General features: G+C 40.5%; 27 protein-coding genes. 3 read left to right on the plus strand and 24 right to left on the minus strand.

Annotated features, from left to right (window positions below; translation table 11 throughout):
• The first annotated feature begins 5 nt into the window (after nt 1-5).
• Nucleotides 6-620: an ADP-ribose diphosphatase gene (gene nudF / locus EXH44_RS04860; RefSeq protein WP_162856510.1), complete on the plus strand. Its 615-nt coding sequence runs from the start codon at nt 6-8 to the stop codon at nt 618-620.
• Nucleotides 621-685: 65 nt separating this feature from the next.
• Here nudF and EXH44_RS04865 read toward each other — a convergent pair whose 3' ends face one another.
• Nucleotides 686-1,297 (minus strand): cation efflux transmembrane domain-containing protein, encoded by a 612-nt coding sequence (locus EXH44_RS04865; RefSeq protein ID WP_162856511.1) that lies wholly within the window; start codon nt 1,295-1,297, stop codon nt 686-688.
• 72 nt (nt 1,298-1,369) lie between these two features.
• On the opposite strand from EXH44_RS04865, the gene EXH44_RS04870 reads away from it, so the two are divergent.
• A complete protein-coding gene (locus EXH44_RS04870; RefSeq protein WP_162856512.1) occupies nt 1,370-1,771 on the plus strand; it encodes a heavy metal-responsive transcriptional regulator in 402 nt (133 codons plus the stop codon).
• Nucleotides 1,772-1,824: 53 nt separating this feature from the next.
• The gene (locus EXH44_RS04875; protein ID WP_244238745.1) at nt 1,825-1,995 is read left to right on the plus strand and encodes a hypothetical protein; all 171 of its coding nucleotides are present in this window, start codon (nt 1,825-1,827) and stop codon (nt 1,993-1,995) included.
• Between the two features lie 167 nt (nt 1,996-2,162).
• On the opposite strand, the gene EXH44_RS04885 is transcribed toward EXH44_RS04875, so the two are convergent.
• The 23 genes from EXH44_RS04885 to rplX all read right to left on the minus strand — a co-directional run bounded on the left by EXH44_RS04885 (nt 2,163) and on the right by rplX (nt 15,983).
• Nucleotides 2,163-2,978 (minus strand): shikimate 5-dehydrogenase, encoded by an 816-nt coding sequence (locus EXH44_RS04885; RefSeq protein WP_162856513.1) that lies wholly within the window; start codon nt 2,976-2,978, stop codon nt 2,163-2,165.
• 131 nt (nt 2,979-3,109) lie between these two features.
• Nucleotides 3,110-3,460 carry a 50S ribosomal protein L19 gene (gene rplS, locus EXH44_RS04890; protein WP_162856514.1) on the minus strand — a complete coding sequence of 117 codons (351 nt, stop codon included), beginning with the start codon at nt 3,458-3,460 and terminating at the stop codon, nt 3,110-3,112.
• 13 nt (nt 3,461-3,473) lie between these two features.
• Complete coding sequence (gene trmD / locus EXH44_RS04895) at nt 3,474-4,241, minus strand: tRNA (guanosine(37)-N1)-methyltransferase TrmD (RefSeq protein ID WP_021115523.1); 768 nt, start codon at nt 4,239-4,241, stop codon at nt 3,474-3,476.
• Nucleotides 4,242-4,289: 48 nt separating this feature from the next.
• Complete coding sequence (gene rimM / locus EXH44_RS04900) at nt 4,290-4,817, minus strand: ribosome maturation factor RimM (RefSeq protein WP_162856515.1); 528 nt, start codon at nt 4,815-4,817, stop codon at nt 4,290-4,292.
• A 27-nt stretch (nt 4,818-4,844) separates the two neighbouring features.
• Nucleotides 4,845-5,093, minus strand: coding sequence for a 30S ribosomal protein S16 (gene rpsP / locus EXH44_RS04905; RefSeq protein ID WP_010787201.1), 249 nt, complete (start codon nt 5,091-5,093; stop codon nt 4,845-4,847).
• 191 nt (nt 5,094-5,284) lie between these two features.
• The gene (locus EXH44_RS04910; protein WP_162856516.1) at nt 5,285-6,943 is read right to left on the minus strand and encodes a phospho-sugar mutase; all 1,659 of its coding nucleotides are present in this window, start codon (nt 6,941-6,943) and stop codon (nt 5,285-5,287) included.
• A gap of 167 nt (nt 6,944-7,110) precedes the next feature.
• Nucleotides 7,111-7,698, minus strand: a complete 588-nt coding sequence (locus EXH44_RS04915) for an FMN-dependent NADH-azoreductase (protein WP_162856517.1) — start codon at nt 7,696-7,698, stop codon at nt 7,111-7,113.
• A 155-nt stretch (nt 7,699-7,853) separates the two neighbouring features.
• Nucleotides 7,854-8,240 (minus strand): 50S ribosomal protein L17, encoded by a 387-nt coding sequence (gene rplQ / locus EXH44_RS04920; RefSeq protein ID WP_005711970.1) that lies wholly within the window; start codon nt 8,238-8,240, stop codon nt 7,854-7,856.
• A gap of 35 nt (nt 8,241-8,275) precedes the next feature.
• The gene (locus tag EXH44_RS04925) at nt 8,276-9,265 is read right to left on the minus strand and encodes a DNA-directed RNA polymerase subunit alpha (RefSeq protein WP_135675871.1); all 990 of its coding nucleotides are present in this window, start codon (nt 9,263-9,265) and stop codon (nt 8,276-8,278) included.
• 32 nt (nt 9,266-9,297) lie between these two features.
• Entirely contained in the window at nt 9,298-9,918 is a 621-nt protein-coding gene (gene rpsD, locus EXH44_RS04930; RefSeq protein ID WP_005711975.1) for a 30S ribosomal protein S4, read from the minus strand.
• 26 nt (nt 9,919-9,944) lie between these two features.
• Nucleotides 9,945-10,334: a 30S ribosomal protein S11 gene (gene rpsK, locus EXH44_RS04935; protein ID WP_005711978.1), complete on the minus strand. Its 390-nt coding sequence runs from the start codon at nt 10,332-10,334 to the stop codon at nt 9,945-9,947.
• A gap of 16 nt (nt 10,335-10,350) precedes the next feature.
• Nucleotides 10,351-10,707, minus strand: a complete 357-nt coding sequence (rpsM, locus tag EXH44_RS04940) for a 30S ribosomal protein S13 (protein ID WP_005599322.1) — start codon at nt 10,705-10,707, stop codon at nt 10,351-10,353.
• Nucleotides 10,708-10,845: 138 nt separating this feature from the next.
• On the minus strand, nt 10,846-10,959 hold the full coding sequence (gene rpmJ / locus EXH44_RS04945) for a 50S ribosomal protein L36 (RefSeq protein WP_005705974.1): 114 nt from the start codon (nt 10,957-10,959) through the stop codon (nt 10,846-10,848).
• A 25-nt stretch (nt 10,960-10,984) separates the two neighbouring features.
• Nucleotides 10,985-12,307 carry a preprotein translocase subunit SecY gene (secY, locus tag EXH44_RS04950; protein WP_005711980.1) on the minus strand — a complete coding sequence of 441 codons (1,323 nt, stop codon included), beginning with the start codon at nt 12,305-12,307 and terminating at the stop codon, nt 10,985-10,987.
• A gap of 3 nt (nt 12,308-12,310) precedes the next feature.
• Nucleotides 12,311-12,745 (minus strand): 50S ribosomal protein L15, encoded by a 435-nt coding sequence (gene rplO / locus EXH44_RS04955; RefSeq protein ID WP_162856518.1) that lies wholly within the window; start codon nt 12,743-12,745, stop codon nt 12,311-12,313.
• Between the two features lie 4 nt (nt 12,746-12,749).
• Nucleotides 12,750-12,929, minus strand: coding sequence for a 50S ribosomal protein L30 (gene rpmD, locus EXH44_RS04960; RefSeq protein WP_005711983.1), 180 nt, complete (start codon nt 12,927-12,929; stop codon nt 12,750-12,752).
• 6 nt (nt 12,930-12,935) lie between these two features.
• The gene (gene rpsE, locus EXH44_RS04965; protein WP_005711985.1) at nt 12,936-13,436 is read right to left on the minus strand and encodes a 30S ribosomal protein S5; all 501 of its coding nucleotides are present in this window, start codon (nt 13,434-13,436) and stop codon (nt 12,936-12,938) included.
• 14 nt (nt 13,437-13,450) lie between these two features.
• Nucleotides 13,451-13,804: a 50S ribosomal protein L18 gene (rplR, locus tag EXH44_RS04970; RefSeq protein WP_005711987.1), complete on the minus strand. Its 354-nt coding sequence runs from the start codon at nt 13,802-13,804 to the stop codon at nt 13,451-13,453.
• Nucleotides 13,805-13,818: 14 nt separating this feature from the next.
• On the minus strand, nt 13,819-14,352 hold the full coding sequence (gene rplF, locus EXH44_RS04975) for a 50S ribosomal protein L6 (protein ID WP_162856519.1): 534 nt from the start codon (nt 14,350-14,352) through the stop codon (nt 13,819-13,821).
• A 16-nt stretch (nt 14,353-14,368) separates the two neighbouring features.
• Entirely contained in the window at nt 14,369-14,761 is a 393-nt protein-coding gene (gene rpsH / locus EXH44_RS04980) for a 30S ribosomal protein S8 (RefSeq protein ID WP_005705955.1), read from the minus strand.
• Nucleotides 14,762-14,797: 36 nt separating this feature from the next.
• Nucleotides 14,798-15,103, minus strand: a complete 306-nt coding sequence (rpsN, locus tag EXH44_RS04985) for a 30S ribosomal protein S14 (protein WP_135675883.1) — start codon at nt 15,101-15,103, stop codon at nt 14,798-14,800.
• An 11-nt stretch (nt 15,104-15,114) separates the two neighbouring features.
• The gene (rplE, locus tag EXH44_RS04990) at nt 15,115-15,654 is read right to left on the minus strand and encodes a 50S ribosomal protein L5 (protein ID WP_047977345.1); all 540 of its coding nucleotides are present in this window, start codon (nt 15,652-15,654) and stop codon (nt 15,115-15,117) included.
• Nucleotides 15,655-15,671: 17 nt separating this feature from the next.
• Complete coding sequence (gene rplX / locus EXH44_RS04995; protein ID WP_135675885.1) at nt 15,672-15,983, minus strand: 50S ribosomal protein L24; 312 nt, start codon at nt 15,981-15,983, stop codon at nt 15,672-15,674.
• Between the last annotated feature and the right edge of the window lie 2 nt (nt 15,984-15,985).

A 15,985-nucleotide genomic window follows, 5' to 3' on the forward strand; every position in this document is an offset into this window, starting at 1 on the left:
GAGTCATGACTCAAATTCATCAATTTCAACAAAAAGATTTAGAGATTTTAAAAGAAGAAGTGGTTTATCAAGGCCATTTCACCATGAAAAAAATGTATTTCCGCCACAAGTTATTTAATGGTGGAGTAAGCGGTGAAATTGTGCGTGAATTAATGATTAAAGGCTCGGCAGCCGCATTAATTGCCTATGATCCTGTCAAAGACGCCGTAGTGTTAGTCGAACAAGTCCGCATTGGTGCTTACGATCCAACGAGCAATCAATCCCCTTGGTTAGTGGAACTGATTGCTGGAATGGTAGATGAAGGGGAAACGCCAGAAAATGTCGCTATCCGTGAAAGCTACGAAGAAGCAGGTCTAACCGTCAGCAATGTGGAACACGCCTTAAGCATTTGGGACAGCCCAGGCGGAGCAGTTGAGCGTTTACATCTCTTTTTAGGCTTAGTCGATAGCACTCAAGTCGGCGGTGTTTACGGCTTGGAAGAAGAAGGCGAAGATATTCTCGTCCACGTTGTGAGCCGTGAGCAAGCGTACCAATGGGTCGTTGAAGGTAAAATTGATAATGTGATTGCCGTTGTGGGCTTACAGTGGTTGCAGTTGAATTATCAAAAATATCAGAAATAATCATACAAGCGGTGAGATCCAGTGAAAAATTTGCAAATTTTTCACTGGATCTCACCGCTATTTTCTTATCCTTTCAATTCCATTAATGCCTTAGCAATAATCTCTCTCGCACCTTGCAGAGCTAATAAAGCCAAAACGAAAGCAACGATCAAATCGGGATATTTCGACTGGGTAAAATAGACCGCAATCCCCGCCAAAATGACCGCTATATTCCCTATCGCATCATTGCGGGAGCAGATCCAAACACTCTTCATATTGCTATCGCCATCACGAAAATGATAAAGCACCCACAAGGCTGTTAGGTTTGCGAATAAGGCAAGCACACCGACTACACTCATTTCACTATGGTTTGGCAGTTCGCCATAAGCCCAACGATAGAGGGTTGTGATTAAAATAAATAGTCCAAATCCGCCCATGGTTGCTCCTTTTAATAAAGAGGCTTTGGCACGATAACTTAACGCCATGGGCAACACGATCAAGCTAATCACATAATTGGCGCTGTCGCCAAAAAAATCTAAGCTATCCGAAAGTAAAGAAACAGAACCCGATTTTACGCCCATCACGATTTCAATGAAAAACAGAGTGATATTTAATCCAAGGGCAATCCATAATGCTTTGCGATATTTCGGGGAAAGGTGTGTACTGTGTGAAGTACAGCAAGAAGTCGTACAAGCCATAGTCTCTCCGTGTGTTTTAGTTTAACTTGGCGTAAACTATAAACTCCGTAGCAATTACAGGGTCAAGCATCCATGGCAAAATTTTTTAAAATCCGTGAATTAAGCCGAGAAAGTGGCGTGAATTTGGAAACCATTCGTTACTATGAAAAACTGGGGCTAATTGATACTGCAACAAGGCAACCAAACGGCTATCGCTTGTTTAGTGAAAAACAGCTCAACCAGCTCCATTTTATTAAAAGTTGTCGAATGATCGGCTTTCGCTTAGAGGAAATTAAGCAACTAATTATGTTGCAAACTAATCCACATAATCGTTGCGAACTGGTGGATAAATTAACGAAACAGCGTTTAATCCAAATTGAGCATCAAATCGATCAGCTCAATCAAATTAAAGCATTGCTTGAGCCATTAATTGACTGTCAGGCGGAAGACATTGACCATTGCCAAATTATTCAAGGGATTAAAGCGTTAGATTAGAAAGCGGTGAGATCCGCTTAAAAATTTACAATGAGAACGACAAACGCAGTAAGTTGATTGCTTTAAGTGCAAGCGGTAAAATCTTTATCGACCCGATTATCGCTCAGCTAACCGAAGCAGAATTGCAAGTAAGCCAGCAGTTTGGTATGGAAAAATTTGAGCTATTGCTTGATGATACCGAAATGGTATTAAATCAACTTGCTACACAGTTAAACACGATTTAGGATAAACAATAATGATGACAACCAAGGGGCATTCCATTTCTATGAACGCTTGGGGCTTGAACCGTTAAAAACCTTGATGGAACAGAAACTTTAAGGGAAAAAGCGGTGGGAGTTGAATGAAATTTTGTATTTGCAAAATTTTTACCGACCCCCACCGCTTGTCTATCTTATTGATTCGATCTGGAAAAAGTTGCTGCTTCTACGATTAACTCATCACTTGGACGAATCCCTGTATAAAGCACAAACTGCTCAACTGCTTGTAGCGTCATCACTTCTGCACCAGAAATCACTTGCTTGCCTTGAGCTTTCGCATACTGAATCAAAGGTGTTTCCGCTGGCATTGCCACCACATCAAAAGCCGTTTGAGCCTGTTGAATCATCATTTCGGGGAAGGCTAAGTCAAACTCTTCTTTTCCGCCCTTCATACCAATCGGAGTGACATTGACTAAAATGTCCGCCTGTTGATTTTCAAGGCTATTGATATATTGATAACCGTAAAGCTCAGCGAGATATTTTCCTGTTTCTTGATTACGAGCATAGACTTTCAAATTGGTAAAACCTGAATGTTTAAATGCCGCAACAACCGCTTTTGCCATACCGCCACTGCCTTGCACAATCACACAAGCGGTTGGATCGAGCTGATATTTTGCAATTAATTTCTCAATCGCAATATAGTCGGTGTTATAGGCTTTCAAATAGCCATTGGTATTGACAATCGTATTGACCGATTCAATCGCTTTTGCAGATGCATCAATTTCATCTAAAAACGGCATACAGGCTTCCTTAAACGGCATAGACACCGCACAGCCCCGAATACCTAAGGCTCTCACGCCTTTGACTGCGTGTTCAATATCTTTGGTGGTAAATGCTTTATAAACGAAGTTTAAATCGAGCTTTTGATAAAGATAGTTATGGAAATAAGTGCCAGTGTTGCCTGGTCTGCCCGATAGGGACATACAAAGTTGAGTATCTTTATTGATCATAAATTTGCCTTATTGAATAGAATAAGTGCCATTATGCTGTTTTAGATGTAAAACAACAAGGAAGTCGATCAAAAAACAAAAGCCTTGGGTTTCCCCAAGGCTTTCTTTTTGCATTAACGCATAAGCGAAAATTATTCGCCAAGACGCTCTTTGATACGTGCAGATTTACCTGAACGCTCACGTAAGTAGTAAAGTTTAGCTTTACGTACCGCACCTTTACGTTTAACAGCAATGCTGTCAATCGCTGGTGAGTGAGTTTGGAATACACGCTCAACGCCTACGCCGTTTGAAATTTTGCGTAAGGTGAATGCAGAATGCAAGCCACGGTTACGAATTGCAATAACCACGCCTTCGAACGCTTGCAAACGTTTTTTACTACCTTCTACTACCCATACCTTAACTTCTAATGTGTCACCTGGACGGAAGCTAGGTACGTTTTGTTTTAACTGTTCTTGTTCGATTTGTTTGATGATGTTACTCATTTTAATAAACCTTCTATGTCCTAGAATTAACTGATTTGTGTCGTTTCTTTATGTTATTCAACAACACGCGTTGTTCGTCAGTCAGAGCTAGGCTATCCAATAGCTCAGGGCGTCTTAACCACGTTCGTTCTAGCGACTGTTCTAATCGCCATTTGCGAATTTGCTCGTGGTGACCCGACATCAGCACTTGCGGTACAGGTAAGCCATCTAATACTTCAGGGCGAGTATAATGCGGACAATCCAATAAACCTTCTGCGAAAGAGTCTTCCAACGCTGAAGCCTGTTTGCCTAATACCCCAGGGATAAACCGTGCAACAGCGTCAATTAACGTCATTGCAGGAAGTTCCCCCCCAGTGAGAACGTAATCACCAATTGACCATTCTTCATCAATTTCAGTTTGGATCAATCGCTCGTCAATGCCTTCATAACGCCCACAAACCAAAATCAATTTTTGATTTGTTGCCAGCGTTTGTACACCAGCTTGATCGAGTTTACGTCCTTGCGGTGAGAGATAAATCACTTTAGCTTCTACACCGTCTTCCTTACAAGCGGTTGCTTTTGCTTCACGAATTGCATCACGAAGCGGTTGCACCATCATCAACATACCCGGCCCACCACCATAAGGGCGGTCGTCCACCGTTTTATGTTTGTCGTGTGTGAAATCTCGGGGATTCCAACACTGTACTTGTAAGAGATTTTGTTTTACTGCTCTACCTGTTACCCCAAAATCAGTAATTGCTTTAAACATTTCGGGGAAAAGGGAAATAATACCAATCCACATATTTTGACCTACGAAATGCGACTGCTAAAGCTCACTGCATACCTGAGGTTAGAAACCAGCGTCCCAATCCACTGTAATTGTTTTAGTGGCGAGATCTACTCTTTTAACTACTTGTTCATATAAGAACGGGATTAAACGTTCTTGCTTACCGAAAGCATCTTTACTGCCAGCTTTTACCACCAACACATCATTTGAACCTGTTTCCATCATTTCGGTCACAGTTCCCATTGCATAACCTTCAAGGTTTACCACTTGGCAACCGATCAAATCGTGCCAATAATAATCCCCTTCTTCCAATTCTGGAAACACGGCTAAATCCACACCAATCTCGGCGTTGGTTAATAGCTGTGCGGTTTCACGGTCTTCTGTGCCTTTTAATTTCACAATCAAATCATTGTTGTGATAACGCCAACTTTCGAGTTCAATTTGTTGCCATTGCCCTTTAATTTTTAAGAACCACGGCTGATAATCGAAAATACTTTCAGGATATTCTGTCGATGAATAAAGGCGTAGCCAGCCACGGATACCATAGGTTGAACCTAATTTTCCGACAACTTCAATTTTTTGCTCGCTCATATTCACCTACTTATTTAATTTGTGGAATTAAGCTGCTTGACGCGCTTCTTTCACTAATACTGCAACACGATCAGAAAGTGATGCACCTTTAGCAACCCAAGCATCTACTTTAGCAACGTCTAAACGTAAACGTTCTGCGTTACCAGTTGCGATAGGGTTGAAGAAACCGATACGCTCGATGAAACGACCGTCGCGTGGGCTACGGCTGTCAGCGACAACGATTTGATAGAATGGGCGTTTTTTAGCTCCGCCACGAGATAAACGAATGGTTACCATAACCGTCCTCTAAAAGTTTAATGATAGTAAAAAAGAAAACCCTCGTTCGAGGTGAGGGTGCGAAACTTGTTCAAAAAAGAGAGAACAAGCGGTCGGATTATACGGATTTTTTGCAAAAAGGCAAGGAAAACTCCTTCTCACATACAAAAACACCGCCTTAACAGCGGTGTCTTTTCACTCAAATTTTGCAATTAGCAATTTTGCTTACCATACTGCTCTTTACGAAGAATTGCACGCACGCTTGCATCAAACTGTGCTAATACTTCTTCTGCGTTTTTCGGATCAGTACCACGCGCATCTAAGTAGAACTTAATTTTCGGTTCTGTACCTGATGGACGAGCGATTAAACGGCTACCGTTTTCAAGCACAAATACTAAAATATCGCTTTGGCGATCTGTTTTCGTATGATCTAAGAAAGTCGCTACTTTGAAACCACCGACTTCGCTTGGTGGGTTAGTGCGTAATGCTGTCATTAACTTGCCGATTGCAGATAAATCATCAACACGGATAGAGATCTGACCGCTTACATAAGCTCCAAACTCTTTAGTAAAGTCATCTGCATAATCTGCTAAAGTTTTACCTTGTTTTTTCAGGTTACGAACCAAGTCTAAGAACATAATCGCTGCAGAGATACCGTCTTTATCACGCACTTTATCTGGATCAACTAAGTAGCCTAATGCTTCTTCAAAGCCGAATAATAAACCGTTTACTTTACCGATATATTTGAAGCCTGTTAATGTTTCTTCTGACTCAAAGCCATATTTCTTCGCAATTTCTGCAAGTGCTGGTGAAGATACAAGTGAGCAAGCTAAAATACCTTTTTTGCCTTGTGCGTGGTATTGTTTTGCTAAATACCAACCTAAGAAACAACCGATAACGTTGCCGTGTAAAGGTTTCCAATTGCCTTGTGCATCTGGTACTGCCACTGCCAAACGGTCTGCATCTGGGTCATTTGCAATAATAAATTCCGCATTTCTCTCTTTAGCCACTTTAATTGCTAAATCTAATGCCCCTTTCTCTTCTGGGTTCGGGAAGTTTACCGTTGGGAATGTGCCGTCTGGCCATACTTGTTCAGCAACGATAGATGGTTGTGGCAAACCTGCTTTGGCTAATGTTTTGCTTAATACTTCATAACCTACGCCGTGCATTGCGGTATAAACATAGTTAATATCTACTTGTGGCTCTTTAGCGAGGCTTGCTGTTTTTGCAATATACGCATCAACAATTTCATCATCTAATACGATGTAATTTTGACTGCGTGGTAAGTCTTTGATACTGCCTTGTGCTACTTTATCAATACAAGCTGCTATTTCTTGGTCTGCTGGCGATACGATTTGACCACCGCCGTTTGCTTTACCTAAATAAACTTTATAGCCATTATCTTCAGGTGGGTTATGGCTTGCTGTGACCATTACACCTGCTGTGGTATCAAAGTATTTGATTGCATAAGCAAGCACTGGGGTCGGTAATTTTCTTGGAAGAAGGTAAGTTTTAATGCCTGCTGCCGCCATAATCTCTGCTGTATCACGAGCAAACACATCTGAATTTTTACGTCCATCATAACCTAACACGATAGATGGCTCTTTGTCATAGCCTTTGAGAAATTCTGCTAAACCACCCGCTGCTTGAGCAACAAGTACGCGGTTCATACCCATTGAACCTGCTTGTAAGCGACCGCGTAAGCCTGCAGTACCAAATTGTAAACGTCCATCAAAACGGCTAGCTAATTCAGCTTGAGCTTTCGCATCATTTGCTTTTGCTTGCGAAATCAATTGCTCTAACTCTGCACGAGTTTCTAAATCAGGATCTTGATCTAACCAATTTTGAGCTACTTGAAAGAGAGTTTCCATAGTGAGTTTCCTTATAGTTAAGATAAACAAATAGACAGTAATAGACTAACTGAAAAGCGGTAAGATTGAAATGATTATTTGTAAATATTGTGTAGTTATTTGATATGGATAAAAGACAAACGATTACATAAAAACACCACCTATTACGGTGGTATTTTTAAAAGAAATTAAAGCGATTGAGCAATACGATCTAATTCAATTTTTGCAGCTTCAACTGCCTTCGCTGCAACATCTGGACCATAGCCAATACCTTCTGCATATACAAACTTAACATCAGTAATACCGATAAAGTTTAACACCGTTTGCATATACATTTTAGTTAAGTCCGCAGGACCATCTTTATAAATACCACCGTGAGCAAGTACTACCACTGCTTTTTTACCTTTGATTAAACCTTCAGGACCATTCGCTGTGTAACGGAAAGTGACACCTGCACGGTTTAAGTAATCAATATAGGTTTTAAGTTGAGCAGGGATACCTAAATTGTACATTGGTACAGCAAATACAAGTACATCGCTGTTATTTACCTCACCAATTAATTTATTAGATAAATCCAGTGCTGCACGTTGCGCGTCATTTTGTGGTTCACCACGTGTACCAGATGCCGCATTTAAATCATAATAAGGAAGTGGACTTACTCCGAAATCATGTTCAGTAAAGTTTGCTGAAATTTTAGATTTAAGGTAATCAACTAATTTATTTGAAGTGGAATTATCTGCAAGAATACTTGATTTGATCACTAATACATTTTTCATAAAAAACTCCGAAGATCGAAAATACGATTGAATAACTATGCATTAGTTTATCTGAATCTAAAAAGAAATAATCGTTCTAGACAAGCGGTTAGATCATTCAAATTTTTTGCAAAAAAAGCCCGATAAAATATCGGGCTTTTTAAGTCAATGTAGAATTATTCTGCCGCTTGTTCAGCTGCAACTTCAGGACGATCAACTAACTCAATGTAAGCCATTGGCGCGTTGTCACCTGCACGGAAACCACATTTTAAGATACGAGTATAACCACCCGCACGGTTTGCAAAACGTGGACCTAATTCATTGAATAATTTAGCAACGGTTTCGATGTTGCGAGTACGAGCAAAAGCTAAACGACGATTAGCAACGCTATCTACTTTTGCTAAAGTAATTAATGGTTCAACTACACGACGTAATTCTTTTGCTTTTGGCAACGTTGTCTTAATGATTTCGTGACTAACTAATGCACTTGCTAAATTACGGAACAACGCCTGACGATGGCTGCTGTTACGGTTTAGTTGACGTCCACTCTTACGATGGCGCATAACCTTATTCCTTCTAAGAAAATCTAAACCTAAAATTAGTCTTCAGCAATACTTGCTGGAGGCCAATTCTCAAGGCGCATACCGAGTGATAAGCCACGAGAAGCGAGAACATCTTTAATTTCAGTAAGTGATTTCTTACCAAGATTAGGAGTTTTTAATAACTCAACTTCTGTACGTTGTACTAAATCACCGATATAGTGAATTGTCTCTGCCTTCAAACAGTTAGCAGAACGAACTGTCAGCTCTAAGTCATCTACTGGACGAAGAAGAATTGGATCAAATTCCGGTTTCTCTTCTTTCACTTCTGGCTGACGAACATCACGCAAATCAACGAATGCAGCGAGTTGCTCTGCTAAAATCGTTGCAGCACGGCGGATGGCTTCTTCTGGATCTAATGTTCCGTTAGTTTCCATCTCAATAACGAGCTTATCTAAGTCTGTACGTTGTTCAACACGAGCAGCTTCAACATTGTAAGCAATGCGATCTACTGGGCTAAAACGTGCATCCACTAATAAGCGACCGATTGGACGATCGTCGTCTTGTGTATGTACACGAGCAGATGCTGGTACATAACCACGACCACGTTGAACACGGATACGCATGTTAATAGATGCGTTTTTATCCGTTAAGTTACAGATTACGTGATCTGGATTCACAATTTCAACATCACCATCGTGAGTAATGTCGGCTGCAGTTACAGGGCCAATCCCAGATTTAGTGAGTGTCAAAATAATATCATCTTTATTTTGCACTTTTACCGCTAGACCTTTAAGGTTTAACAATACTTCAAGAATATCTTCTTGCACGCCTTCTTTGCTGCTGTATTCATGTAATACACCATCAATTTCTACTTCTGTAACTGCGCAACCAGGCATAGATGAAAGTAAAATGCGACGAAGTGCGTTACCTAAAGTGTGGCCAAAACCACGCTCTAACGGCTCTAAGGTCACTTTTGCGTGAGTTGAACTAATTTGCTCAATATTCACTAAGTGTGGCTTTAAAAATTCTGTTACAGAACCCTGCATTTTATCCTCTCTTTGCTTTTAAGCTTTAACTATTATTTAGAGTAAAGCTCAACGATCAGATGTTCATTAATATCTGCTGATAGATCAGAACGCTCAGGAGTACGTTTAAATACACCTTCCATTTTAGTTGCATCAACTTCTAACCAAGTTGGTTTTTCACGTTGAGTTGCTAACTCTAATGATGCTTTGATACGTGCTTGTTTTTTAGATTTCTCACGAACAGCAATCACATCATCAACAGAAACTTGATATGAAGGGATGTTTACAACGCGTCCATTCACTACGATAGATTTGTGGCTTACTAATTGGCGTGCTTCAGCACGAGTAGCCGCGAAACCCATACGGTAAACAACGTTGTCTAAACGACCTTCTAACAATACTAATAAGTTCTCACCGGTATTGCCTTTTAAGCGGTTAGCTTCTTTATAGTAGTTACGGAACTGACGTTCTAAAATACCATAGATACGGCGAACTTTTTGTTTTTCACGTAACTGACTACCATAGTCAGATAAACGTGGTTTACGAGCACCGTGTTGACCTGGTGCTGTATCAATTTTACATTTTGACTCGATCGCGCGAACACCTGATTTAAGGAATAAATCGGTACCTTCACGACGGCTTAGCTTGAGTTTTGGACCCAAATATCTTGCCATTTTCTTTCTCCAATTATCCTAACGTCTTAAACACGACGTTTTTTCGGTGGACGACAACCGTTATGTGGAATCGGAGTCACATCTGTAATGTTCGTGATACGGAAACCCGCTGCGTTTAATGCACGGATTGTTGATTCACGACCTGGACCCGGACCTTTAACCATAACTTCTAAATTCTTTAAACCAAACTCTTTAACCATTTCTGCACAACGCTCTGCAGCAACTTGAGCAGCGAATGGAGTTGATTTACGAGAACCACGGAAACCTGAACCACCCGCAGTTGCCCAAGCTAGAGCATTACCTTGACGGTCAGTAATGGTTACGATTGTATTATTGAAAGATGCGTGGATATGAGCTACGCCATCTACGATCTGTTTTTTTACACGTTTACGTGCACGAACTGGTGTTTTAGCCATTATTTATCTACTCCGATTATTTTTTGATCGGTTTGCGTGGACCCTTACGAGTACGCGCATTAGTCTTAGTACGTTGACCACGTACTGGTAAACTACGACGATGACGTAAACCACGGTAGCAACCTAGGTCTAAAAGACGTTTGATGCTTAAAGTTACTTCACGACGTAAATCACCTTCGACAGTAAATTTACCAACTTCTTCACGCAGTTTTTCAATCTGCTCTTCAGACAATTCTCTGATCTTCACATCTTCAGCAATACCCGTTGCAGCGCAGATCGCTTTTGCACGAGTTTTACCGATGCCATAAATAGCAGTTAGTGCGATTACGGTGTGTTTTTGATCAGGAATGTTAATGCCTGCAATACGGGCCACTATGCACTCCTATTTAACTAAAGTTATTGATATGCTGATCTTGAAAAGCCCGTTTCAGGATACTCAAACAGCATATCAGGACGAAATGAGCTGAGCAGTATAACTGCTCAGCAGGTTCTTTGCAAGAAATAATGTCAATTAACCTTGACGTTGTTTATGTTTAGGGTCGCTACAAATTACGCGTACAACACCTTCACGTTTAACAACTTTGCAGTTACGACACATTCTTTTAACTGAAGCACGAACTTTCATTGCTTATCCTTTTTGATCTAAGGGATTATTGCCCTAAGCCTTTCAAATTGGCTTTCTTCAACACAGAGTCATATTGTAAAGACATGAGATGACTTTGAACCTGTGCGATGAAATCCATAATAACAACCACAACGATCAATAATGAAGTACCGCCTAATTGGAAAGATACTTTCCATAATGATGTTATGATATAAGGAACCAAACAAACAAAGGTAATATATAACGCACCAATTAAGGTTAAACGTGTCATTACTTTATCGATATAACGAGATGTTTGCTCGCCTGGTCGATAACCTGGTACAAACGCACCTGATTTTTTCAAATTATCCGCTGTATCACGAGGATTATATTGCATTCCCGTATAAAAGAATGCAAAGAAGATTACAGCCATTGTAAATAATACAATATAGAGTGGCTGACCTGGTTGTAATAACTGTGATAAATCAAATAACCATTCAAAACCTTCACTTGTTCCGAACCATTGTGCAATGGTTGCTGGGAATAAAATAATACTTGAAGCGAAGATTGCTGGGATTACACCAGCCATATTTACTTTTAATGGTAAATGAGATTGTCTTGCAGGTGCCATCATTCTTCCCTGCTGGCGACTTGCATAGTTTACAACAATTCTTCTTTGTCCACGTTCCACGAAGACAACAAAATATGTTACAGCAAATGCAACTACAGCTATTAGTAATAACACTAATAATGAAATCTCACCTTGGCGAGATTGTTCAATAGTTTGCCCGATTACTGATGGAAGATCAGCAACAATCCCTGCAAAAATAATTAACGAAATACCATTGCCAATGCCACGTTCAGTGATTTGCTCACCTAACCACATCAGGAACATAGTACCTGTTACTAAACTAATTACAGAAGTTACATAGAACAGCATATTTGGATTAGGAACTAATCCAGCTAGCATATTCGGTAGGGCTAATGAAATACCAATAGACTGAATAAATGCTAATAACAACGTAGCATAACGCGTATATTTGCTAATTTTACGACGCCCTGCTTCACCTTCTTTTTTCAATTCGGCAAGTGCTGGGTGTACCGCTGTCAATAATTGAATAATAATTGACGCTGAAATATAGGGCATAATCCCTAACGCAAATATAGAAGCTCTACTTAAAGCACCACCAGAGAACATATTGAACATATCAATGATGGTGCCTTGCTGTTGTCGTACTAGCTCGGATAATACAGAAGCATCAATACCAGGAACAGGAATAAAAGAACCGATTCGGAAAACGATTAAAGCCCCTAAAACAAACAATAATCGTGATTTTAATTCACCAGTCCCTTTTTGGGTATTACCTTGATATCCTGGTTGTTTAGCCATTTATTATTCCTCGATAGAACCACCAGCAGCTTCGATAGCAGCTTTTGCACCTTTAGTTACGCCTAAGCCTTTAACCACTACTGCTTTTTCAACTTTACCTGAAAGAATTACTTTTGCAGATAAAATATCTTTTGTGATTACGTTTGCTGCTTTTAACGCTTCTAAAGTAACAACATTACCATCTACTTTTGCTAAGTCACTTAAACGGATTTCAGCTACGTGTAATGCTTTAAGAGAAGTAAAACCAAATTTTGGTAAACGACGGTATAAAGGCATTTGACCACCCTCGAAACCACGACGAACACCGCCGCCTGTACGAGATTTTTGACCTTTATGACCACGACCACCAGTTTTACCTAAACCAGAACCAATACCGCGACCTAAACGTTTTGCACTGTGTTTAGCACCTTCAGCTGGAGAAAGAGAATTTAAACGCATTCTATTATTCCTCCACTTTAACCATATATGAAACTTGATTGATCATACCACGTACTGCTGGAGTATCTTCTAACTCAACGGTATGACGAATATGACGAAGACCTAAGCCTTTCAACGTTGCTTTATGCTTCGGTAAACGAGCGATAGAGCTACGAGTTTGAGTTACTTTAATAGTTTTAGCCATATTCAATTACCCCAAAATTTCTTCAACGGTTTTGCCACGTTTTGCAGCAACCATTTCTGGTGATTTCATATTTGCTAGTGCATCAATTGTTGCACGAACAACGTTAATTGGGTTAGTTGAACCGTACGCTTTAGAAAGTACGTTGTGAACACCTGCAACTTCTAATACTGCACGCATTGCACCGCCTGCGATGATACCTGTACCTTCGCTAGCTGGTTGCATAAATACGCGTGAACCAGTGTGAGAACCTTTAACAGGGTGTTGTAATGTACCTTCGTTTAACGCTACATTAACCATATTGCGACGAGCTTTTTCCATCGCTTTTTGGATTGCTGCCGGAACTTCACGAGCTTTACCGTAACCAAAACCTACACGACCGTTACCATCGCCCACTACTGTTAAAGCAGTGAAACTCATAATACGACCACCTTTTACGGTTTTAGATACACGGTTAACCGCGATTAGCTTTTCCTGCAGTTCACCAGCTTGTTTTTCGATGTTTGACATCTCAAATTCCTCTATTAGAACTGAAGACCAGCTTCACGAGCAGCATCTGCTAATGATTGCACACGACCGTGGTATTTGAAACCTGAACGGTCAAATGCAACTGCTTTAATACCTTTTTCTAAAGCGCGCTCAGCAACGATTTTACCAACAACTGCTGCCGCTTCTTTATTACCAGTATATTTAACTTGCTCTTTAATTACTTTCTCAACAGTTGAAGCTGCTGCTAAAACTTCTGAGCCATTAGGTGCAATCACCTGCGCATAAATATGGCGAGGTGTGCGATGCACAACTAAACGTGTTGCACCTTGCTCTCTCATTAAATGACGTGCACGGCTTGCACGACGGATACGAGCTACTTTCTTATCCATAGTGTTACCTTACTTTACTTTTTCTTCGCTTCTTTAGTACGTACAACTTCATCAGCGTAACGTACACCTTTACCTTTATAAGGCTCTGGTTTGCGGTATGCACGAATATCAGCTGCCACTTGGCCGATTAACTGTTTGTCCGCAGACTTAAGAATAATCTCAGTTTGTGATGGACATTCACCAGTTACACCTGCTGGCAACTCATGTTCAACCGGGTGTGAGAAACCTAAACTTAATGCAACAGTGTTGCCTTTCATTTGAGCTCTGTAACCAACACCCACTAATTGCAATTTCTTAGTAAAGCCTTCAGTAACACCGATAACCATTGCGTTAACGAGGGCACGAGCTGTACCTGCTTGCGCATCTGCATTAACGATACCCGCTTTTGGAGCGAATGTTAAAGTATCAGCTTCGTATTTTACTTCAACTGCATTGTGAATTTCGCGAGATAACTCGCCATTTTTACCTTTTACTGTTAATAGCTGACCATTCAAAGTAACTTGAACGCCGGCAGGAACAGCGACAGGTGCTTTTGCAACACGAGACATTTTTCCTACCTCACTATTATGCTACGTAACAGATAATTTCACCGCCGAGGCCCGCTTGACGCGCTGCACGGTCGGTCATTACACCTTTAGATGTAGAAACAACTGCGATACCTAAACCACCCATTACTTTTGGTAATTCGTCTTTACGTTTATAAATACGAAGACCTGGACGGCTTACGCGTTGGATACTTTCTACAACTGGTTTGTTTTGGAAATATTTTAAAGTGATTTCCAACTCAGGTTTTGAACCTTCAACAACTTTGAAGCTCTCAACATAACCTTCTTCAGCTAAAACGCTTGCAATAGCAACTTTTAACTTAGATGAAGGCATACTGATTGCAACTTTATTCGCAGCTTGACCGTTACGAATACGGGTCAGCATATCTGCGATTGGATCTTGCATGCTCATGTATTTACTCCCATGATTCCAAATTAAAAGAGGTTATTACCAGCTTGCTTTCTTAAGGCCTGGAATTTCACCGCGCATTGCAGCTTCACGTACCTTAATACGGCTTAAACCAAACTTACGAAGTACACCGTGTGGACGACCAGTTTGGCGGCAACGGTTACGCTGACGGATTGGACTAGAATCGCGTGGAAGTGTTTGTAATTTTAACACTGCATCCCAACGTTCTTCGTCTGAAGAATTTACATCAGAGATAATTCTCTTTAACTCTTCACGTTTAGCGTAGAATTTATCAGCTAATTTCGCACGTTTTACGTCACGTGCAATCATTGATTGTTTTGCCACGATAACCTACCTTATTTACGGAATGGGAAATTGAAAGCCGCTAATAAAGCTTGGCCTTCTTCATCACTTTTCGCCGTTGTGGTGATAGTAATATCTAAACCACGTACACGATCTACTTTATCGTAGTCGATTTCAGGGAAAATGATTTGTTCACGAACACCCATACTGTAATTACCACGACCGTCGAATGATTTCGCGTTTAAACCGCGGAAGTCACGGATACGTGGAACAGCGATAGTAATCAATCTTTCAAAGAATTCCCACATACGTTCACCACGTAGGGTTACTTTGCATCCGATTGGATATCCCTGACGGATTTTAAAGCCTGCAACAGATTTGCGTGCTTTAGTAATTAAAGGTTTTTGACCGCTGATTGCTGTTAAATCTGCTACTGCGTTGTCTAACAGTTTTTTGTCGGTCAATGCTTCACCCACACCCATATTCAGGGTTATCTTTTCGATTCGTGGGACTTGCATGACAGATGAGTAGTTGAATTTCGCTTTTAATTCATTAACTACTGTATCTCTGTAGTAATCATGCAGTTTCGCCATCGCATTACTCCAGTTAATTAAATTGTTTTCTCGTTAGATTTGAAGAAACGGACTTTTTTGCCATCTTCGAATCTAAATCCTACACGGTCAGCTTTGTTTGTTTCTGGGTTGAAAATCGCAACGTTTGACGCATCAATCGCAGCTTCTTTCTTCACTAAACCGCCAGCTTTGCCTAACGCAGGAACTGGTTTTTCGTGTTTAGTGATAATGTTGATACCCTCAACAATCACTTTACCGTTTGGTAACACAGAAGTTACCTTACCACGTTTGCCCTTGTCTTTACCAGCAAGAACAATTACTTCATCGTTTTGACGGATTTTTGCAGCCATTA

The sequence above is a fragment of the Actinobacillus indolicus genome (assembly GCF_004519515.1).
GTDB lineage: Bacteria > Pseudomonadota > Gammaproteobacteria > Enterobacterales > Pasteurellaceae > Glaesserella > Glaesserella indolica_A.